This is a genomic window from Nonomuraea sp. NPDC004702 (assembly GCF_053601695.1).
Window position 1 is genome coordinate 1 of sequence record NZ_JBSGCE010000023.1, and the last position, 20,200, is coordinate 20,200.

The 20,200-nt window shown below is 73.0% G+C and carries 19 protein-coding genes and 1 pseudogene; 12 read left to right on the top strand and 8 right to left on the bottom strand.

Annotated elements, in window-relative coordinates; all coding sequences use genetic code 11:
* The 3 genes and pseudogenes from ACWEJ6_RS26655 to ACWEJ6_RS26665 form a co-directional block, all read right to left on the bottom strand.
* Window positions 1-752, bottom strand: a pseudogene (locus ACWEJ6_RS26655) (IS5 family transposase); the annotation flags it as partial.
* Between the two features lie 27 nt (window positions 753-779).
* On the bottom strand, window positions 780-1,775 hold the full coding sequence (locus tag ACWEJ6_RS26660; protein WP_452427040.1) for a coiled-coil domain-containing protein: 996 nt from the start codon (window positions 1,773-1,775) through the stop codon (window positions 780-782).
* A 111-nt stretch (window positions 1,776-1,886) separates the two neighbouring features.
* Complete coding sequence (locus tag ACWEJ6_RS26665; protein ID WP_452427042.1) at window positions 1,887-3,602, bottom strand: protein kinase domain-containing protein; 1,716 nt, start codon at window positions 3,600-3,602, stop codon at window positions 1,887-1,889.
* 136 nt (window positions 3,603-3,738) lie between these two features.
* Here ACWEJ6_RS26665 and ACWEJ6_RS26670 point away from each other — a divergent pair, with 136 nt between their 5' ends.
* A complete protein-coding gene (locus tag ACWEJ6_RS26670) occupies window positions 3,739-4,377 on the top strand; it encodes a GNAT family N-acetyltransferase (protein WP_452427044.1) in 639 nt (212 codons plus the stop codon).
* A 383-nt stretch (window positions 4,378-4,760) separates the two neighbouring features.
* On the opposite strand, the gene ACWEJ6_RS26675 is transcribed toward ACWEJ6_RS26670, so the two are convergent.
* From ACWEJ6_RS26675 to ACWEJ6_RS26690, 4 genes are all read right to left on the bottom strand, one after another.
* A complete protein-coding gene (locus tag ACWEJ6_RS26675) occupies window positions 4,761-5,825 on the bottom strand; it encodes an NAD(P)-binding domain-containing protein (RefSeq protein WP_452427046.1) in 1,065 nt (354 codons plus the stop codon).
* A 223-nt stretch (window positions 5,826-6,048) separates the two neighbouring features.
* A complete protein-coding gene (locus ACWEJ6_RS26680) occupies window positions 6,049-7,017 on the bottom strand; it encodes a phosphotransferase enzyme family protein (protein WP_452427048.1) in 969 nt (322 codons plus the stop codon).
* Between the two features lie 70 nt (window positions 7,018-7,087).
* The gene (locus ACWEJ6_RS26685) at window positions 7,088-7,864 is read right to left on the bottom strand and encodes a hypothetical protein (protein ID WP_452427050.1); all 777 of its coding nucleotides are present in this window, start codon (window positions 7,862-7,864) and stop codon (window positions 7,088-7,090) included.
* A 2-nt stretch (window positions 7,865-7,866) separates the two neighbouring features.
* The gene (locus tag ACWEJ6_RS26690) at window positions 7,867-8,634 is read right to left on the bottom strand and encodes a bestrophin-like domain (protein ID WP_358286355.1); all 768 of its coding nucleotides are present in this window, start codon (window positions 8,632-8,634) and stop codon (window positions 7,867-7,869) included.
* 269 nt (window positions 8,635-8,903) lie between these two features.
* Here ACWEJ6_RS26690 and ACWEJ6_RS26695 point away from each other — a divergent pair, with 269 nt between their 5' ends.
* A complete protein-coding gene (locus tag ACWEJ6_RS26695) occupies window positions 8,904-9,254 on the top strand; it encodes a hypothetical protein (RefSeq protein WP_358286353.1) in 351 nt (116 codons plus the stop codon).
* Between the two features lie 349 nt (window positions 9,255-9,603).
* Here the strand turns inward: ACWEJ6_RS26695 and ACWEJ6_RS26700 are convergent, their stop codons facing one another.
* Window positions 9,604-10,155, bottom strand: coding sequence for an Lrp/AsnC family transcriptional regulator (locus ACWEJ6_RS26700; RefSeq protein WP_352351036.1), 552 nt, complete (start codon window positions 10,153-10,155; stop codon window positions 9,604-9,606).
* Here ACWEJ6_RS26700 and ACWEJ6_RS26705 point away from each other — a divergent pair, their 5' ends adjacent.
* From ACWEJ6_RS26705 to menC, 10 genes are all read left to right on the top strand, one after another.
* Entirely contained in the window at window positions 10,156-10,284 is a 129-nt protein-coding gene (locus tag ACWEJ6_RS26705) for a hypothetical protein (RefSeq protein ID WP_352351038.1), read from the top strand.
* A gap of 63 nt (window positions 10,285-10,347) precedes the next feature.
* Window positions 10,348-11,928, top strand: a complete 1,581-nt coding sequence (locus ACWEJ6_RS26710) for an ABC transporter substrate-binding protein (RefSeq protein WP_452427054.1) — start codon at window positions 10,348-10,350, stop codon at window positions 11,926-11,928.
* Window positions 11,929-11,940: 12 nt separating this feature from the next.
* Complete coding sequence (locus ACWEJ6_RS26715) at window positions 11,941-13,059, top strand: ABC transporter permease (protein WP_397156409.1); 1,119 nt, start codon at window positions 11,941-11,943, stop codon at window positions 13,057-13,059.
* On the top strand, window positions 13,056-13,916 hold the full coding sequence (locus ACWEJ6_RS26720; RefSeq protein ID WP_352328927.1) for an ABC transporter permease: 861 nt from the start codon (window positions 13,056-13,058) through the stop codon (window positions 13,914-13,916). Before ACWEJ6_RS26715 ends, ACWEJ6_RS26720 begins: the two co-directional genes overlap by 4 nt.
* Window positions 13,913-14,737 (top strand): ABC transporter ATP-binding protein, encoded by an 825-nt coding sequence (locus ACWEJ6_RS26725; protein WP_452427057.1) that lies wholly within the window; start codon window positions 13,913-13,915, stop codon window positions 14,735-14,737. The genes ACWEJ6_RS26720 and ACWEJ6_RS26725 overlap by 4 nt, the downstream gene beginning before the upstream one ends.
* Window positions 14,737-15,639, top strand: coding sequence for an ABC transporter ATP-binding protein (locus tag ACWEJ6_RS26730; protein ID WP_397156405.1), 903 nt, complete (start codon window positions 14,737-14,739; stop codon window positions 15,637-15,639). The genes ACWEJ6_RS26725 and ACWEJ6_RS26730 overlap by 1 nt, the downstream gene beginning before the upstream one ends.
* Window positions 15,636-16,706 (top strand): M24 family metallopeptidase, encoded by a 1,071-nt coding sequence (locus tag ACWEJ6_RS26735; RefSeq protein ID WP_452427059.1) that lies wholly within the window; start codon window positions 15,636-15,638, stop codon window positions 16,704-16,706. The genes ACWEJ6_RS26730 and ACWEJ6_RS26735 overlap by 4 nt, the downstream gene beginning before the upstream one ends.
* A 46-nt stretch (window positions 16,707-16,752) precedes the next feature.
* Window positions 16,753-18,330 (top strand): Na+/H+ antiporter, encoded by a 1,578-nt coding sequence (locus tag ACWEJ6_RS26740; RefSeq protein WP_452427061.1) that lies wholly within the window; start codon window positions 16,753-16,755, stop codon window positions 18,328-18,330.
* Between the two features lie 70 nt (window positions 18,331-18,400).
* The gene (locus ACWEJ6_RS26745) at window positions 18,401-18,955 is read left to right on the top strand and encodes an acyclic terpene utilization AtuA family protein (RefSeq protein ID WP_357976614.1); all 555 of its coding nucleotides are present in this window, start codon (window positions 18,401-18,403) and stop codon (window positions 18,953-18,955) included.
* Window positions 18,956-19,086: 131 nt separating this feature from the next.
* Entirely contained in the window at window positions 19,087-20,187 is a 1,101-nt protein-coding gene (gene menC / locus ACWEJ6_RS26750) for an o-succinylbenzoate synthase (protein ID WP_452427063.1), read from the top strand.
* The last annotated feature ends 13 nt before the right edge of the window (window positions 20,188-20,200 follow it).

Sequence of the window (20,200 nt, forward strand, 5' to 3'; positions counted from 1 at the left end):
AGGCGGGAGGCCGGCCGCCGCGCGATCCACGTTTGCGGCGATGAGCCGCCTGATCCTTCTTTTCGGGGATGGTGCATCTGATGCCGCGCCGGCGCAGGGGAGCGATTGCCGCGGGAGGATTAGGCCTTGTCGGCGCGGACTCGATCGGGGCGAGTACGGGGACGACCACCGCCCGGACGCGGCACCCGGATCCCCTCCAGCACCGGCCTGAACTGCGGTGAGTCGCCCCGCTGACCAGCCGTGACCACCAACGACAGCGGCTTTTGCCCCTGCTCCACGGCCAGGTGCGTCTTGGTGGTCACACCGCCACGCGATCGGCCCAGCCCATGATCGTCCGGTTCCGTACGAGTCCCGCCGGGTGGTTCCTTCTGCGCATCGCCATCTTTTCGCGCACCGGCGGCATGCTGGTGCGCGCGGACGATGGTGGAATCCACTGACACATCCCAGGTGATCAGCCCTTCGGCATCGGCTCGTGCCTGTAACGCGACAAGGATCCGCGCCCAGACTCCCTCCCGCTGCCAACGGCGAAACAACCCGTACACCGTCTGCCACGGCCCATACCGCTCGGGCACATCCCGCCATGGCGCGCCAGTCCTGATTCGCCACCGGATCCCGTCGATGAGCTGCCGCTTCGCCCAGACCGGCGGACGGCCCGGCTTCCTGCCCACCGGCAACAGCGGCTCCAGCACCGCCCATTGCCCGGCGGTCAAATCACCCCGACCCACACAAAGATCATCTCGGAAGTGAACCACCCAGGTGATCCACTTCTGAAACAGGCCCTAGTAGACCGAGATGTGCGGATGGTCGAAGTGGTTGGCCGTCGTGCCGCCGCGGTTGGACATCGTCCGCCAGGTGCCCGTCCTGGCGTGCCAGATGCGCTGGCGGTAGATGATGTACATGATCCCCAGGCGCCGGGAGTTCTTGATGGCCCAGTCCGCGATCTCGTAGCCGCGCTTGACCTCGGCCGCCGACGGCATCGCGCCGCCGTGGCTGAGCATGAAGTCGCAGGCGCGGCCGAGCGGGTGCTCGCCGCCGTCCTGGATCGTCCGGTAGCAGCCGATCCCGAACGGCACCGTGAACCGTTCCTTGATCAGCGTCTTGACCAGGCGCATGCGGGGCGTGATGTTCTCGGAGCCGTCCGGGAGCTGCGGCACCCACGTGCCGTCCGGGCGGCGCACACCCGGGGCCGCGTAGAGCCTGTCGATCCGGTCCCTGATCTTCTCGATCAGCTTCTCGGCCTTCTTCTTGCGCCCCTCCAGGGCGGCCACCGCGGTGCCGAGCTCCTCGGCGCGGGCGGCGGCCTCCTGCTCGGCCTTGCGGCGCTCGTCCCTGACCTTGGCGTAGCCGCGCAGCCGGGCGTCCTGGACGTCGATGAGGTGGCGGCTCAGGGCCAGGCGGCTCAGCAGCGCGTCCGGGTTCTGGCTGCCGGTGAACAGGGCGATCTGGTTGGGTTCGCCGCCGATGTACTGGGCCACGGCCAGCGTCCTGAGCTGGAGGGACTCCCGGTCGTAGACCTCCTGGGCGGCGGCCAGCCGCTCGCGCGCGCTCTTCTCGGTCTTCTCGGCCTGCTGCTGGGCGCGGCGGCTGTTGTAGTACTCCTCGATGAGCCGGTCCGACTCCTTGCTCAGCGCGGCCAGCTCCTTCTTGAGCTGCTTCACCGAGGGTTTGGGGGCCGCGCGCCCGGCTGAGGCGTTGCCCGTCGTCAGCGTCAGCCCGACGAGTACGGCGACCACGGCCCGCGCCACGTGGCCCACGGCGGAGGAGGCGACCGCCACTGTCCTCCTTAGCCTGAGCCGCAGGGCAGGTTCCGGTCAGGAGCTAATCAGAGTCCGGGACGCCCTCTTTCCGACGCTGATAGTAGGGGATCAAGCATCATTCCCCGCAACTCATGACTTTTCCTGACTGCGTGATCTTCGTGCGCGTCTGACCGCGATGCGGCCTCCGAGCAGGGCCGATCCCGGCACCACGAGCATGCCGAGCAGGCTGGAGCCCAACCCGACGTCGAGGTCGGCGTCCAGCAACCCGCCCCCGCCCCCGCCGAGCAGCGAGCCGCCGAGCGACAACCCGACCGAGACGGACAGAAGCGGTTCGTGGCTCTTGGCGGGCGGCTTCGCGGAGGGCTCCGGGGCGGGGGCGCTCGTGGCGGGCGGCTTGGGAACCGGGCCACCGGTGGCGGACTGCCGGGTGGACGTCGGCGACGACCGCGTGGGCGGCCCCGAAGCCGGCTCCGAAGGCGCCCCGGACTTCGGCGGCTCGGACTTCGGCGGTCCCGACTCCGACGGCCCGCTGGTCGGCCTCGGCGGCCGGCTGTTCGGGGCCCTCGTGGCGGGCGGCGCGGACGACGCGGGCCCCGCGGTCGGCACGCCGGGCACAGTCGGCATGGCCGGCACAGTCGGCTGCCCGCTGGCCCCGGCGGTGGCCGTCACAGGCGGCGAGACCGTCCCTGACCCGCTCGGCACGGGCAGCTCCGGATCCGGTGAGACGGGCGGCGTCACGAACGAGCTCTCCGCGGACTCCGGCGGCATCGCGATGCCGCTGTCCGGCGAGGGCGAGCCGCTCCAGATCACGAACGTCGAGGCCACCGCCGCCGCCGTCGCCAGCACCAGTCCGCCGGTCACCCCCAGCTTGGCCGGCGGCCCCAGCGAACTGCGCACCACGCTGGTGCCCGTCGCGACGCCGTGCTCCGCACCGCTCCTCCCGATGATCCCTTCGCCGAGTCCCTCGCCCATCCCCCCGCCGGTCCCGGCCGACGGCAGCAGCGCGGCGAACGGCATCGCCAGCACGGCCAGGCCCGACCGCCCGCGCAGCTCCCATCCCGCGCCGTACGTCCCGCGCGCCACCTCCTCCAGCTCGGCCAGGAACGCCTCGGCCGAGGCGGGCCGGTGAGCGGGGTCCTTGGCCAGGCCGTGTTCGACGAGCCCGCGCAGGCGTCCGTCCACGTGCTCCAGCGGGGGCGGCATGTGCTGGTGCTGGAAGGCCAGGGCGGCCAGGTTCGCGGCGGTGAACGGGCGGCGGCCGGTGAGGCATTCGTAGAACACCAGGGCGGCGGCGTACACGTCGCAGGCCGGGCCGGCCGGAGCGTCCTCCCACTGCTCGGGGGACATGTAGGCGGGGGTGCCGGCCAGGGCGCCGGTCTCGCCGAACCGGGCCGCGACGCCGAAGTCGACCAGCTTGCTGTCGCCGTCCGGGGTGACGATGACGTTCTCGGGCTTGAAGTCGCGGTGGGCCACCCCGCGCCGGTGCGCCTCGGCGAGGCCGAGCAGGGCCCCCTTCAGCAGGGTGAGCGCGGCCTCCACGCCGGTGCCGCCCTCGGCGGCGATCAGGCGGCGCAGCGTGACGCCGTCGACCAGCTCCATCACGATCGCGGACGTGCCCCCGGCCTCGACGTAGTCCAGCAGGCGGGCGGTGTGGGGGCTGTCGATCTCGCCGATGACCCCGGCCTCGGCGCGGAACCGGGCGGCGAACTCGCCGTCCGCGCGCAGGGCCTCGGACAGGTGCTTGATCGCGACCGGTAAGCCGTCGGAGTCGCGGACGGCGAGCACGACGCGGCCGGTTCCTCCGTGACCGAGTTCCCGGATCTCCGTGTAACCGGGAACAGCCATGTCGGGCCCTCCTGACCGGATAAAGATCCTTATGTCAGGACGCTAGCCGAAGGTAACACGCCGTGTCGAGCCCCTTCGCAAGAGTAACCGACCCCCTGTCGCAATCGGTATTTTTCCTACTTCCTATAGTAGGTCCGTGGCTCTCACCGATCATCTGCGCGAATGGCTCGGGGCCTGGCCGCCCACGGGAAACCTCGACGTCACGGGCTCGCCGCTGCGTACGCTGCCCGCCTGGGACGGCCGCGTGCACCCGGCCGTCGGCGTCGGCACCCCGGAGGGGGCGATGTTGTCGGTGCCGCCCGAGCACGTCGCCCGGGTGCGCGCCGCGCGGACGCTCCGGGAGATCCCCGAGCTGATCGGATATGGGGATCGCGGCTGGTTCGACGCCGTCTTCCGGTGGACCACCGAACCCGCGCCCCTGCCCGACGCCGGCGAGTGGGTCCCGGCGACGGACGACGCCGTCCCCGGGTGGCTGCGCGTGTTCGGCGGCGAGGTGCTGGTGGCCGTGGACCCCGAGACCGGCCAGCACCTGGCCGGGGTGGGCATCAAACGGCACGACCGGTTCGGCCGGGAGCTGTCGGTGGTGACCGCGCCAGAGGCCCGCGGGCGCGGCCTGGCCAGACGGCTGGTGGCGCAGGCGGCGCGGCGGGTGCTGGACGAGGGGGCGGTGCCGACGTACATGCACGCGGTCAGCAACACCGCCTCGGCCGCCGTCGCCAAAGCGGCGGGCTTCCCCGACCTCGGCTGGACCGCCTTTGGCGTCGCCGAGAACTGACCCCCGTGCCAAGCCGCGCACGAAGTAAGGGCAAAGCCACCCAAGGCCAGGCGGCCCGAAGCACCGGACACGAGATCAAGCCCTGGCACGCGGCCAGGCGGCCAGGACCACCGGGCGCGGAGCCAGGCGGCCCGAAGCGTCGGACACGAAGTCGGGCCGCGGGAAGGGCCGATCGTGGGTCAGGCCGCGGGAAGGGCCGATCGTGGGTCGGGCCGCGGGAAGGGCCGATCGTGGGTCAGGCCGCGGGAAGGGCCGATCGTGGGTCGGGCCGCGGGAAGGGCCGGCCGTGGGAAGGGCCAGGCGGCCCGAGGCGCCAGACACGAGGTCAGGCTGCGGGTTGGGCCTGGCGCGCGGTCAGGCTGCGGGTTGGGCCTCGCGCGGGGTCAGGCGGCTGGGATGGCCGGGCGTGGGGTCAGGAGGGTGCGGATGTTGCGGGCGGCGGTGCGGCCCGCGCGGTTGGCGCCGACCGTGCTGGCCGAGGGCCCGTAACCGACGAGTTGCAGCCGCGGCTCCCGGACGACCCGCGTCCCGTCCACCTTGATGCCACCGCCCGGCTCCCGCAGGCGCAGCGGCGCGAGGTGATCGAGCGCCGACCGGAAGCCGGTGGCCCACACGACGACGTCCGCCGCGGTCCGCCGCCCGTCCGCCCACTCCACGCCGTACGGGGTGAGGCGGCGGAACATCGGCAGCCGCTCCAGCGCCCCCTTCGCCATCGCCTCCCGCACGACGACGCTGTAGCCGAGCCCGGTGACGCTGACCACGCTCTGCGGCGGCAACCCGTCCCGCACCCGCGCCTCCACCAGGGCGACGGCCTCGCGCCGGGCGTCCTCGCCGAAGTCGTCGTCCCTGAAGACGGGCGGACGCCGGGTGACCCAGACGGTGCCGGCGGCGACCCCGGCCACCTCCGACAACACGTGCATCGCCGAGGCCCCACCCCCGACCACGACCACCCGCCGACCGGCGAACGCCGCCGGCCCGCGATAGCCCGCGTAGTGCAGCTGCTCGCCCAGGAAGTCGCCGGCTCCCGGGTAGTACGGCCAGTACGGACGCGTCCAGGTGCCGGTCGCGTTGACCACGGCCTTGGCCGCCCACTCCCCCGCGTCCGCCGCCACGACCAGCCGCCCGTCCTCCCCCTCCCGGACGGCCGTCACCTTGACCGGCCGCAGGACCTCAAGCCCCACGCGCCGCTCGTAGTCGCCGTAGTACTCCGGGACGACCTCCGCCGCGGGCCGGTCACCGGCCGCCGCCACCCCGTCCGGCACGCCGGGCAGGTCGAAGATGCCGTGCACCTTGTCCATGGTCAGCGACGGCGACCGGTGCCGCCACGCGCCCCCGGGCCCCGCGGCCGCGTCGAGCACGATCGTCCCGATGCCGAACCGTCGCAGGAAGTACGCGCTGGACAGCCCCGCCTGCCCGGCCCCGATCACCAAAACCTCGGTCGTCTCCACGGTCGAGTGCAACCCCGCACACCCGCCCGCTCTTCCCACCGGCCGTCCCTGCGGCGACGCCCGGCCCGTCCCGCAACGGCGCCGAGCCATTCGTGCGGCGACACCTGCCCGGTCCCGCAGCGGCGCCGGCCCGTTCCTGCACACGCCCGGCCCGTTCCTGCGGTGGCCCCCGGTCGGTCCGGTGACGGCGCCCGAGCGGATTTGGCAGCGGCGCCCGGCCGGATCAGGCGGGGGGCGGCTCTGTCAGCGCCGTGGCGAACAGAGCGCGGTGGCGCAGGACGTGCTCGCGGTCGGCGCCGTACAACAGGTCGTCGCCGCGGGCGATGTGCGCGGCGAAGGCCCGGTCCCCCGCCGCCGCGCGGTCGCGCATGTGCCGTACGAGGTGCGCCAGCCGGTCGGCGACGGTGACGGGCAGCGCCGGACGGTCACCTTCGGCCAGGCCGTAGGCGTCGGCGAACAACCGCAGCCTGCGTGCCTGCTCCCCCACCGGATCGGCCCCGTCGTGGCGCGGATCGCTCAGCGGGACGAACCGGTAGGCGGCGTAGGCGACGTCCCACACGCGCGGCCCCGGATGGGCGGTGTCGAAGTCGATCAAAGCCACCGGCCGCCCGTCGCGGAACACGCAGTTGTACGGCGCGACGTCCCCATGGCAGATGACCTCGGCGGGTTCGCGCGTCGGGAGGTACCAGGCGGCCCCGGCGGCGGGCCGGAAACCCTCGGTGGCGTCGTGGTAGCGGCGCAGCAGCCGGGCGACGTCGCCGAGGGCCTGGTCGGAGCGGGCGTAGTCGGGCAACGGATGACCGGGCACCTCGCCGGGGACGAAGTCGAGCACCTCCCGGCCCTGGACGTCGATCCCGTGCCCGGCAGGCGCGCCCGTGAAGCCGCGGGCGGCCAGGTGGGCGAGCAGGGCGTGCACGGCCGGCGTCCACGGGCCGGTCGGGCGGCGCACCGTGGCGCCGACCCGCACCACCTCGTTGACACCGCCCCCGGTCAGTAGCTCCTCAGCACACCCGCCCCCGCTGAGCAGCCCTTCGTCAGGGCCGCCACCGGTCACCCGCTCCCAACCACCGCCGCCACCGGCGAGCACCCCCTCGTCAGGGCCGCCACCGGTCAGCAGTTCCCGGTCACCGCCGCCGGTCAGCGACTCGCCGTCACAACAACCGGTCAGCAGTTCCTCGTCATGCTCAGACACGCCCGCCATCCTCGCACCCCGGCGCGCAGCGGCCACCGCCGTCGAGCCGCCCGGACCCCGCCGGGAGGCGTCAGCGGGCCCTGAACGCGACCGCGGTCGTGGAGGCGATCGCCGTCACCAGGACCACCATGACCAGGACCGTGCCGAGCGGGTTCTTGCGCCGCGGCGGCGCCTGGAACTGCTTGACCCGCTTGTGCATCGCGACCGTCGGGGTGGGCTTGGGCGTCGGTGTGACCTCCTGCACGGGCACCCGCACCGGAGGCGCCACGCGCACCGGCCGGGGCTTGGGGTGGTGCACCGGCCTCGGCGTGTGCGGCGGAGTGGATGGCGGCGTGGGACGCGGTGTCGGCCGCGGCGACGAGCGAGGCGGCGGAGACGGCGGCGGAGACGGGCGGACGTGACAGTCACCCACCTCGACGCTGCCGCTCGGCCCGTACACGCACACCGAGCCGGGGCCGATCGACACGCGCGGCACAGGGGCGCCGGTCCGTGGCGCCCGCCCGCCGGGCCGCGTCGACACCGACACCCGCGGCTCCGGGTCGTCCCAGATCTGCGCACCCGGAACCGACACCCGCGGCTCCGGGTCGTCCCAGATCTGCGCACCCGGGACCGACGCCACCGGCCCCGGGCCGTCCCAGATCTGGGCGCCCGGCACCGACACCACCGGCCCCGTGCGGCCGTCGCGCCCCCGCCCGCCGTGGATCGTGATCCCCGGGCTCGGGAGCTGCGACGGACGCACGCGCACGGTGCCGGACGCCGGGGATTGCAGGTCGGCCGCCGCCGGGCCGGCCGCGCTCGCGGCGAGCAGAGCGGTGGCCAGCAGCAGCGGCGCACGCCTGACGCCCACGGTCACATTCCCCCGGCGATGCGGGAGAACTCCTGCAGGGCGCCCTGGAACGCCTGCGGCCCGACCGCCAGCGGCCCGGCGAAGGCGTGGGAGATGTCCCAGGTCAGATAGGTGCCGAAGCCGAGCATCGCGGCCATCGCGAGCAGCGGCAGGACCGCGAGGCCGCGTGGCCGCGCGCCGGCCAGGTAGGGGAAGACGACGACCAGCAGGCCGGTGAGCACGGTCAGGAGCAGCAGCCCCTGGGGCGGGGTGGCGGCGGCATCCATCGAGCGCTGGGAACGGGCGGCGGCGATCGCGGCGACGCGTTCGAGCACGGCGTCGCGGGCGTCCTTGTCGTCGTCGGTCTTGGCGTCGACGGCGCTCACGCGGCTGCGCATGGCGTCGAGCCGGGCGGCGCCGACCGGGTCCATCCGGCCCTCGGCCATCAGCGGCCACTCGTCTCTGACCACGAAGGTGACGTAGTCGCGCAGCGCGGTGCGGACCGTCTGCTGAGCGGTGCCGGGCAGGTCGGCCGCGGCCCAGTAGGCGTCGATCGCGGCCTGGCTCTCGGCCTGGGCGTTCTGGCGGGCGGCGTCGGCGGTGGTCCACGGCACGATGATCGCGATGGCGAACACCAGCAGGAACAGGGCCGACAACATCGACCCGGAGTGACCGGCCGAGACCCCGTCGGGCTCGGCGTCCTCGCTGCCCTTCTTCGTGAGCCGGAACACCAGCGCGGTGAGCGCCACCACGCCCACGGCCGCCACGATCGAGAGCGTGTACGCCAGCATGAAGATCTCCCAAATCTTCTCGAATACACAGTGTTACATGACTATCACACTATGCAACGCTGGTGTCAGCTACCGGCAAGTAAAGTCGCGGCAAGCGTGTCGGCCGCCGAGGGGGCGGCGCGAGCGGCACCGGGCAGGCACCGAAGACGTCGAGAACCTGCTCGCGCAGGGGTCCGGGACGGCGCCGCCGCTGGACGGATCGTTGATCATGACCGGGTGTTCTGACCAAACGTCCAGCCGGTCGGTGATGATCCAGAAAAATGGTGACTATGGACGGCGTGAATCTCAACGGCCGTAAATTCGTGATGGTGAGCTCGACGGCGAGCGCGGTGGACCCCGACAGCCCGACGGAGTTCCTGTACTGGGAGGCCGACGGCGTGGTGTGGGGCAGCTACACGGGCGACACCGTGACCCACGGCCGCTTCGTCGGGACGCGCGACGGCGCAGACGTCTCCATCTCCTACGCCCATGCGCTCAAGGCGGGCGGCAAGGCGGGCGGACAGAGCAGCAGCCGCGTCGAGCAGGGCGAGGACGGGCTGCTGCGTCTGGTCGAGGAGTTCCGGTTCGACGGCGACGACACGCTGCACGTCAGCGTGTGCGCCGAGGTCCCGGCCTCCTGACCGACCCTCCGACGGGAAACCGGAAGGCCGGTGGGCCGGTGGGCCGGTGGGCCGATCGGCCGGGAGCGGGCAACGCACCGGCCGCCCGGCCCCCCGGCCCCCGGCGGCCCGGCCACCCGGCCGCTCTCGGCCCAGGGGGCGACGCCGAGCCCTCCTCACGGCGGGCGGCGCCCGACCGTCCTTGCCCAGAGCGGTGGCTAGCATCCTTGCGCAGAGCAGTGGCTAGCATCCTTGCGCAGAGCAGTGGCTAGCGTCCTTGCGCAGAGCAGTGGCTAGCGTCCTTGCGCAGAGCGGTGGCTAGCCGTCCTTGCGCAGAGCGGTGGCTAGCCGTCCTTGCGCAGAGCGGTGGCTAGCCGTCCTTGCGGAGGGCGGCGCGTCCCTCGGCCGCGCCGACGAAGCGCATCATGCCGAGCGGCACGTCCCCTTGCGTCTCCTGGGGTGTCCGCCGCGCGGGGCGGGAGGCGTCCCGGTCGGACGGCAGCACGTACGGCCGCCTGAGCACTTCGTCCAGGATGAACACAGTTTCGGTGGCCTTGACCGCCGGGATGTTGGCCAGGCGGTCGGTCACCATGGCGTGCACGGCGGCCACGTCGGAGACCCGTACCTGGATCATGGCGTCGTGCTGGCCGGTGGTGATCGCGCAGTACTCGACCTCGGGCATCCGGGCCAGTTCGGCCCTGAACTGCTTCCACATCTGCTGGCGCACGGTCACGAAGATCAGCGCGGTGATGCCGAGCCCGGCGCGCACGTGGTCGATCTCCGCGGTGAAGCGCTTGATCGCGCCGTCGGCGCGCAGCGCCTCGAAGCGCGTGTAGGCGTTCGCGCGGGAGATGCCCACCCGTTCGGCCAGCGCGGCGACCGAGATCCTGCCGTTCTCGCGCAGGACCTCAAGGATCTTCATATGGACGTCGTCCAGTTCGAGACCGATGCCGATCCGTCCAGGCTGACCGCCGCCGCTGGCACCATTTCTGGAAATATCACTCATCATTACACCTCGACCATTTATATCCGTCTCGCGGACCGCACATGACCTGGACGTTCTGCCGGACAATCCTCGACATCCTTCTCCCGAACGTCCAATTTGGAGGACCCCATGGCGACCCGCTCGCAGACGGCGGCAGTGCTGCTCGCCGGTGCGCTCGCCCTCGCCGCCTGCGGAAGCGGCGGCACCTCGCAGACCCCGGCGGCCTCCGGTGGCGGTGGGAAGACGCTCGTCATCGACACGTCGTTCGACCTCAAGACGGCCGACCCCGGCCGCACCTACGAGCCGACCGGGCTCATCGTCGGCAAGGCCGTCTACGAGACGCTGCTGACCTTCGACGGTTCCGACGTGACCAAGCCGGTCCCGGCGCTGGCCGAGTCCTACGAGCTGAGCGAGGACGGCAAGACGCTGACGCTCAAGCTCAAGAAGGGCCCCACCTTCGCCGACGGCTCGCCGATCACCGCCGACGACGTGGTGTTCTCGCTCAACCGCGTGCGCGACATGAAGGGCACCCCGTCGTTCCTGCTGGACGGCGTCGAGGTGGCCAAGACCGACGACTCGACGATCACGCTGACGTCGAAGGCGCCGAACCCGGCGCTGCCCTACATCCTGCCGAACCCGGCGCTGGGCATCCTCAACAGCAAGGTCGCCAAGGAGCACGGCGCGACGGCCGACGCCCAGGACAAGGCCGAGCAGTACCTGAACGCCTCCTCGGCGGGGTCAGGGCCGTACACGATCGAGTCGTTCAACGTGAGCAGCCAGGTCACGCTCAAGGCGAACCCGAAGTACTACGGCACCAAGCCGGCCTACGACAAGGTCGTCATCCGCAACGTCGAGGCCGCCACGCAGAAGCTCAACGTGCAGCGCGGCGACAGCCAGGTGGCGCTGAACCTGTCCGGTGACCAGGTCACCAACATGCCCTCCACCCTGCAGGTGAAGAAGACCGCCTCGGCGAACGTCATCTTCCTGCTGGCCAACCAGGACTCGGGCGTCAGCAAGACCACGCCGAACGCCAAGTTCGTCGAGGCCGTGCGCAAGGGCGTCGACTACGCGGGCCTGCTGGAGCTGGCCGGCGAGGGCTCGACGCAGGCGCCGGGCGTGATCCCGTCGCAGCTGCTCGGCGCGCTGCCGCCGGAGCAGGCTCCCAAGCGGGACGTCGAGGGCGCCAAGGCGGCCCTGGCGGCCAGCGGCGTGTCGAACCCGACCGTCAAGCTGGAGTTCCCGAGCGAGCTGACCGTCAACGGCCTGTCGTTCCAGCCGCTGGCCGAGCGCATCCAGGCCAACCTCAAGGAGGTCGGCATCACGGTGGACCTCCAGCCCGCGCCGGTGACGACCGCGCTGGACAACTACCGCAACGGCAAGGAGGAGATGGGCCTGTGGTACTGGGGCCCGGACTACCCGGACCCGAGCGACTACCTGGCCTTCGCCCCCGGCAAGACGGTGGGCCTGCGGGCCGGCTGGAAGGAAGGCGCGGCCAAGGAGATCGAGGCGGCCGCTGACAAGGCCGCGACCGCGATCGGCGACGAGGCCCGCAAGACGGCCTACGCCGACCTGCAGACCAAGCTCAACACCTCCGGCCCGTTCGTGCCGCTGATCCAGCCGAGCCAGAACATCGTGTCGGCCGCGTCCGTGATGGGCCTGGAGTACCACCCGGTCTGGACCGTGGACGTCGCCGACCTCGGCGCGAAGTAAGGAGACCGTCAGGTGTCCGACAACCCGGGCGCGGCGGGCTCGCCGCCGCGCCCCGGCGCCGGCTCCCCGGTCGAGGCGGCCGCCGCGGGCACGCGGCGGCGGCGGGGCGTGCACCCGCTGGCGCGCTTCCTCATCCGGCGCATCCTCATCGCCGTGCTGCTGGCCTGGGGCATCACGCTCGTCACGTTCCTGCTGACGAACCTGGTGCCCGGCGACCCGGTGGCCGCCAACCTGGGCCAGCGGGCGCTGGGCGACCCGGCCATCGTGGCGCAGTGGCGGTCCGAGCACGGCCTGGACAAGCCGCTGTGGCAGCAGTACGGGATCTACCTGCAGGGTCTGGTCCAGGGTGACCTGGGCATGAGCCAGCAGAGCCACCGCCCGGTCAGCCAGGACCTGGCCGAGTTCGTCCCGGCGACGCTGGAGCTGGCGGGCGCGGCGATCCTGATCTCGCTGGTGCTGGGCGTGGCCTTCGGCGTGGTCGCCGCGCTGCGCAGGGACCGGCTGTCCGACCACGTGCTGCGGCTGGTCAGCCTGATCGGCATCTCGGTGCCGACGTTCTGGCTGGCGCTGGTGGCGTTCTACGTGTTCTTCTTCCGGTTGCAGATCACGCCGGGCAGCGGTCGCGTGGACGCGGCGCTCGGCTCGGCGCCGGCGGTGACCGGGCTGCAGACGGTCGACGCGCTGCTGGCGGGCCGGTGGGACATCTTCACCTCCGCCGTCGGCCATCTGATCACGCCCGCGCTGGTGCTGGCGCTGTACACGATCGGCCTGCTGACCCGCTTCACCCGTTCCGCGGTGCTGGAGGTGCTGGGCCAGGACTACGTCCGGGCGGCCCGCGCCAAGGGGCTGCCGGGCCGGGTGATCCTGTTCAGGTACGTGCTGCGTTCGGCCCTGGTCCCGATCATCACCGTGGCCGGTCTGGCCTTCGGCAGCCTGCTGTCCGGCACCGTCCTGGTCGAGGCGATCTTCGCCTGGCCCGGCGTCGGCCAGTACGCCTACAAGAGCGCCACCAGCCTCGACCTGCCCGCCGTGATGGGCGTCGGCCTGGTCGTGGGCGTGGTCTACCTGGTCATCAACCTGATCGTGGACGTGCTGTACGGCGTCATCGATCCCCGAGTGAGGCTGCAATGAGAGGCAAGGGTCTGCTGGGCAGGCTGCCCGAGGCGTGGCGGCAGCCGCTGGCCGTCGCGGGCGCCGTCCTGGCCGTGGCCTGGCTGGTGATCGCGCTGGCCGCGCCGTGGCTGGCGCCGCACGACCCGCTGGCCCAGGACCTGCCGCGGCTGGCGCCCCCGGGTCCGGGCCACTGGTTCGGCACCGACCAGCTCGGACGCGACATCCTGAGCCGCGTCATGTACGGCGCGCGGGTGTCGATCCCGCTGACGTTGCTGCTGGTCGTGCTGTCGGTGCTGGTCGGCGGCCTGCTGGGGGCGTGCGCCGGGTACTTCGGCAAGTGGGTCGGCGAGACGATCATGCGGATCGCGGACCTCGTGTTCGCGTTCCCGACCGTGATCCTGGCCATGGTGGTGGCCGCGGCGCTGGGCGCGAGCCTGGGCAACGCCGTGCTGGCCGTGCTGGTGGTGGCCTGGCCCGCCTACGCCCGCGTCACCCGCGGGCTGGTGCTGGGCGTGCGCGAGCGGGAGTTCGTGCTGAGCGGGCGGCTGCTGGGCTTCTCGGTGTGGCGCTCGCTGCGGGTGGACGTGCTGCCGAACGTGACCGGCCCGATCCTGGTGCTGGCCACGCTCGACATCGGCACGGCGCTGCTGCTGCTGTCCGGCCTGTCGTTCCTGGGCCTGGGCGCCAAGCCGCCGTCCCCCGAGTGGGGCGCGATGGTGGCCTCCGGCGTGGAGGTCTTCGACAGCTGGTGGGTGGCGACGTTCCCGGGCCTGGCGATCCTGACCGTGGTGCTGGCGTTCAACTTCCTCGGCGACACGCTGCGGGACGCGCTAGACCCGCGGACGGCCCGCGCGATCAAGGAGCGTGCGTTGTGACGCTGGACATCACCGGCCTGAAGGTGTCGATCCACGGCAAGGAGATCCTGCGCGGCGTCGACCTGAAGCTGGCCGCCGGGCGCGTGCACGGCCTGGCCGGCGAGAGCGGGTCGGGCAAGACGATGACGGGCCTGGCCGTGCTGGGGCTGCTGCCGCACGGCGCGCGCGTCTCGGGCCGGATCGGGCTCGGCGAGCGGGACCTGCTCACGCTGCCGCCCAAGGAGCTCAACCAGGTGCGCGGCGGCGAGGTCGCCATGGTCTTCCAGGACCCGGCGACCAGCCTGCACCCGATGCTCACGATCGGCCGGCAGCTCACCGAGCACATGCGCCACCACCTGGGCCTGGGCAAGGCCGAGGCGAAGGCGCGGGCGGTCGAGCTGCTGGGCAAGGTACGCATCCCGGGCGCCGAGGAGGCGTACGGGCGCTTCCCGCACCAGTTCTCCGGCGGCATGCGCCAGCGCATCGCGATCGCCGTCGCGCTGGCCTGCTCGCCCAAGGTGCTGATCGCCGACGAGCCGACCACGGCGCTGGACGTGACCGTGCAGGCGGGCGTGCTGCGGCTGCTGCGCGGGCTCTGCGACGAGCTGGGCCTGGCCGTGCTGCTGGTCACGCACGACCTGGGCGTCATGTCGGCGGTCGCGGACGAGGTGAGCGTGATGAAGGACGGCCTGGTCGTGGAGACCGGGCCGCGCGGACGGGTGCTGCGCGACCCCGAGCACCCCTACACCCGCGCGCTGCTGGACTCGCTGCCTGATTCTGCGCCTGATTCTTCTGCGCCTGATTCTTCTGTGCCTGATTCTGCTTCGGACGTGGAGGGCTGATGCTGGACATCGAGGACCTGGTCGTCGAGCACCGCTCCCCCGGGCGTCCGGTGGTGCGGGCGGTGGCGGGGGCCAGCCTGACGGTACGGGCGGGCGAGGTCGTGGGCCTGGTCGGCGAGTCGGGGTGCGGCAAGTCCACCCTGGCGCGGGCGGTCTGCGGGCTGAACCCGGTCACCCACGGGTCGATCGCGTTCGAGGGGCAGCAGGTCACGCCGCTCGGCCTGCGCCGCAGGAAGCTCACGGGCATCCAGATGGTGTTCCAGGACCCGTACGCGTCGCTGAACCCGCGGCGCCGGGTAGGCGACCAGATCGCCGACGGCCTGCGCACCGCGGACGACACCCGTACCGACCCGGCCGACCTGCTGGAGCGGGTGGGCCTGCCGCGCGAGTTCGCCGGACGGCACCCCCACGAGTTCTCCGGCGGCCAGCGGCAGCGCATCGCGATCGCCAGGGCGCTGGCGGCCCGGCCGCGGCTGCTCATCGGCGACGAGCCGATCTCCGCGCTGGACGCCTCCGCCCAGGCCCAGGTGGCCCGGCTGATGCGCGACCTCGCGGTGGACTCCGGGGCCGGGCTGCTGTTCATCAGCCACGACCTGTCGGTGGTGCGGCTGATCGCCGACCGAATCGCCGTCATGTACCTCGGCAAGATCGTCGAGGTGGGCGAGACGGCCGAGGTGTGGGACGACCCGAAACATCCGTACACCAGGGCGTTGCTGGGGGCCATCCCCAAGCCGGACGGCATGGGCGTGCTGCCCGCCGAGCTGGCCGGGGACGTGCCCGATCCGGCGAACCCGCCGGGCGGGTGCCGGTTCAACCCGCGTTGCCCGCTGGTGATGGAGGTGTGCCGCGAGAAGGAGCCGGACTTCGGGCCGGTCGCCTGCTGGCTGCACGAGCCGGCGTGAGCCGGCGGCACGCCGCGCGGGTGGCGGCCGTGCGGCGGGCGATGGCCCAGGAGGGCATCGACGTGCTGGTGTTGCGGCCCTCGCCCGACTTCCGGTTCCTGAGCGCCTCCCCCGAAGGCCCTCTCCCCGAAGGCGCCTTCCCTGAGGGCGTCCTGCCGGAGGCCGTCCTGCCGGAGGGCGCCGCGCCGGACGGCGGCGCCGCGCCGGGCGTGTTCCTCGTCGTGACGGCCGACGCGATCGTCGAGACCCGCGACCCGGCTGGCCTGGTGCCCGCCTCCGCGCGCCGGGTCGGGGTGGACCCGGAGATGCGGGCGAGCGAGCTGTTCCGGCTGGCGATCGCCGCCGAGCTGGTGCCCGCCTCCGCGGTGCTGGCGCCGTTGCGGCTGCGCAAGGACCCGGCCGAGCTGACCGCGCTCGGCCGGGCGGTCGCGGCGGCGGAGGCGGTGCTGGCGCAGGCGGCCGAGCTGGCCTGGTTCGGCGCGACCGAGCGGGCGATGGCGCGCCGGCTGCGGCTGCTGGCCGTGGAGTCGGGCTGCGAGGAGGTGATCTCGCTGCGCGTGTCGGCGGGCGAGCACACCGCGCGGCCCGAGCACGTGCCCGGCGGGCGCGTGATCAACCCGGGTGACGCGCTGCTGGTGTCGGTGTGCGGCCGCTGGGACGGCTACTGCGCCGAGGCGGGCCGGGTGTTCGCCGTGGCCGAGCCGCCGGAGGACTACGAGGCGATGTACTCGGTGGTGCTGGCCGCCCATCGCGCGGCGCTGGCGGCGCTGCGGCCGTCCGTGCCGTTCGCGGAGCTGGCCAGGACGGTGCACGAGGTCATCGACGCCAGCGGGTACGGCCGCTTCGCCGCCCCGCACGTGGGCCGCGGCGTGGGCCTCGGCCACGACGAGGGACCGCGGGCCGGCGAGGACGCGGTGTTCGCCCCCGGGATGACGGTCTGCCTGGAACCGGCCATCTACGTGCCCGACCTGTTCGGCGCCCGGGTGGCCGACGTGGTGGCCTGCACGGCCGCCGAGCCGGTGCCGCTGGGCACGCGGCCGCACACCCTGCACGTCCTCGACCGCTGAGGCGGCCTGCGCTTACGCTGGGTGACGACGATCACCGGGGGGCGTCGTGGACCAGTTCGTGCTGCTCATGCTGGTGCTGCTGGGCGCGCTGGTCACGGTTCCGCTGGGTGAGCGGCTGGGGCTGCCCGCGCCGGTGCTGATGACGCTGCTGGGCATCCTGCTGGCGGTGCTGCCGTTCGTGCCGAACGTGGACATCCCGCCGGCCATCGTGCTGCCGCTGCTGCTGCCGCCGTTGTTGTACGCGGCGGCGCGGCGCACGTCCTGGCGGCAGTTCGCGGCGAACTGGCAGCCGATCTTCCTGCTCGCCGTGGCGCTGGTGTTCGTGACGACGGCGGCCGTGGCGGCCACGGCGCACGCGCTCGTCCCCGGCCTGCCGCTGGCGGCGGCGGTGGCGCTGGGCGCGCTGGTCGCGCCGCCCGACCCGGTGGCGGCCACGGCGGTGGCCGGGCGGCTGGGCCTGCCGCGGCGCATGGTGTCGCTGCTGGAGGGCGAGGGCCTGTTCAACGACGTGACCGCGATCGTGCTCTACCACGTGGCGGTCGCGGCGGTCGTCACCGGCGTGTTCTCCTGGCCGGGAGCGCTGGGCGAGTTCGTGTTGTCGGCCGTGGTGGCCGTGGCGGCGGGGTTCGCGCTGGGCTGGGCGGCCGGGAAGCTGATGGCGCTGCTGGGCGACGCGACGCTGCAGGTGGGCCTGTCGCTGGTGGTGCCGTTCGTGAGCTACGCGGTGGCCGACGAACTGCGCGGGTCCGGCGTGCTGGCCGTGCTGACCACCGCCTTCTACCTCAGCGACCGCATGTGGGACGCCGACGACGTGTTCGGCAGGTTCGCCTCCTCCACGTTCTGGCAGGTGGTGGACACGCTGGTGACCGGGATCGCGTTCGGGCTGATCGGGCTGGAGCTGCACGCGGTGTTCGGCACGGTCCACGGGCGGTTCGGTGAGGTGCTGTGGTGGAGCGCCGCCGTGGTGGGCGTCGTCGTGGTGGTGCGGCTGCTGTGGCTGCTGCCGGCCGCGTGGCTGGCCAAGAAGGGGCGGCGCGAGGACACCGAGGTGCCGATGAGCTGGCGCGAGACCGTCGTCATGTGGTGGGCGGGCATGCGCGGCGTGGCGTCCGTGGCGCTGGCGCTGGCCATCCCGCTGCGGATCCACGACGGGCGGCCGTTCCCGCAGCGGCCGGTGATCGTGTTCATCGCGTTCGCGGTCATCCTGGTGACGCTGGTGGTGCAGGGGCTGACGCTGCCGTGGCTGGTGACGCGGCTCGGCGTCAAGGCCGACACGGCGGCCGAGCGCGACCTGGAGAAGCGCCTGGCGATCCGGGCCGCCCACGCGGCCAAGCGGCGGCTGCGGGAGATCGACGAGGCCGAGGACCTGCCCGAGGAGGTGGTCGAGCTGCTCGGCCGGCGCATGATGGACCTCGGGCTGCGGATCAGCCCCGAGGCCGCCGACGACGAGCGGCGCGAGGCGTTCGAGCAGCGGGCGCGGCGGGCCCGGCTGGTGCGGCGGGTGCAGGAGGAGATGATTTCGGCCGCCCGGCAGGCCGTGCTGGACGCCCGCCGCGACCCGCGCGCCGACCCCCAGGTGGTCTCCCGGGTGCTGCGCGCCCTCGACGCCCGGAGCATGCGCTGACCAGCCCGGATCCGCCGCCCGGAGGGTTGACGGTGTGTGATCGGGGGCCGCAGAGGGTAGTCATTTCCTTATGCTGCGGATCGGCACGCTGGGCGCCGCCCCGTCGGTCGGCGTCGTGGCCTGTGGCTGGCACGACAGCGGTCCTGGCCCCTTCACCACCGGCATCAAGCTGATCTACACGCTCGGCGGCCCGCTGCCCGAGCTGCCCGGCCTGCGGATCGGGTCCGGGGCGCTCAGGGGCGCCGAACAGATCGCCGCCGCGCTGCTCCAGGGGCTCGACGTAGTGATCACCGAGCCCGCCTGCCCAGCCGCGCCCGTGGTGGCGGCCGGCATGTGGCACTACGGCTGGACCAGGCGCGACGTGTCCGCCCTGGCCGGGGCGACGGTCGCCGGTCTGGCGCTGGCCACGCAGCCGGGCGCGTGCGTGGCGGAGATCGGGCGCGACGGCACCAGCTCCATCGACGGGCAGATGCCGGCCGAGTCGGTACGGGCCCGCCTGGCGGCGGCGTTCTCCGGCGGCCGGTACCGCACGCCGGAGGTGACGGTGCCGCTGGAGGCGGTGCGGCTCAGCGAGGACACGCCGTGCCGGATCCGGATCGCGCGCACCCCCGGCATCGTCGTCTGAGGCCGTCCCTGGGCTGTGGGGCTCGGCGACGAAGAACCGCCGGCCTTTGGTGGCCCGGCACGAACCCTGGTGTCGCCGCATGTCGTACGGTCGCCAGGGAGCACCTGCGCGCCGACCGAGTTGGAGAGAGTGTGAAGATCACAGGAGTAGAGCTGCGCCGGATCGCGATGCCGTTGGTGGCGCCGTTCCGCACGTCGTTCGGCACCGAGACCGCCCGGGACGTCCTGCTGGTCAGGGTGGTGACCCCCGACGCCGAGGGGTGGGGCGAGTGCGTGGCCATGTCCGAGCCGCTCTACTCCAGCGAGTACGTCGACGGCGCCGCCGAGGTGATCCGCCGGTTCCTGCTGCCCTCCCTGCCGACGACCCTGGACGCGTACGGCGTCGGCCGCGCGCTGGAACCGATCAAGGGCCACCGCATGGCCAAGGCCGCGCTGGAGACCGCCGTGCTGGACGCGCAGCTGCGGGCCTCCGGCGAGTCGTTCGGCCATTTCCTGGGCGCGGCCCGCGACCGGGTGCCGTGCGGGGTGTCGGTGGGCATCATGGACTCGATCCCGCAGCTCCTCGACGCCGTGGCGGGCTTCGTCGAGGAGGGGTACGTCCGCATCAAGCTGAAGATCGAGCCCGGCTGGGACGTCGAGCCGGTGCGCGCGGTGCGCGAGCGCTTCGGCGACGACCTGCTGCTCCAGGTGGACGCGAACGCGGCGTACTCGCTGGCCGACGCCCGCCGGCTGGCCCGGCTCGACGCGTTCGACCTGCTGCTGATCGAGCAGCCGCTGGCCAACGACGACCTCGTCCAGCACGCCCGGCTGGCCCGCCAGTTGCGCACCCCGATCTGCCTGGACGAGTCCATCGAGTCGGCCGAGCACGCGGCGGCCGCCATCGCGCTCGGCTCGTGCTCGATCATCAACATCAAGCCGGGCCGCATCGGCGGCTACCTGGAGGCGCGGCGCATCCACGACCTGTGCCGGGCCAACGGCATCGCGGTGTGGTGCGGCGGCATGCTGGAGACCGGTCTCGGCCGGGCCGCCAACGTGGCGCTCGCGGCGCTGCCCGGGTTCACGCTGCCGGGCGACACCTCGGGGTCGCGCCGCTACTTCGCGACCGACGTGACCGAGCCGTTCGAGCTGGTGGACGGCCATCTGGAGGTGCCGACGGGGCCGGGGCTCGGCGTCGAGCCGATCCCGTCCGTCCTGGAGGAGGTCACGACGGCCACGGAGTGGATCCCGCTGTAGGGCGCCCGTCCTG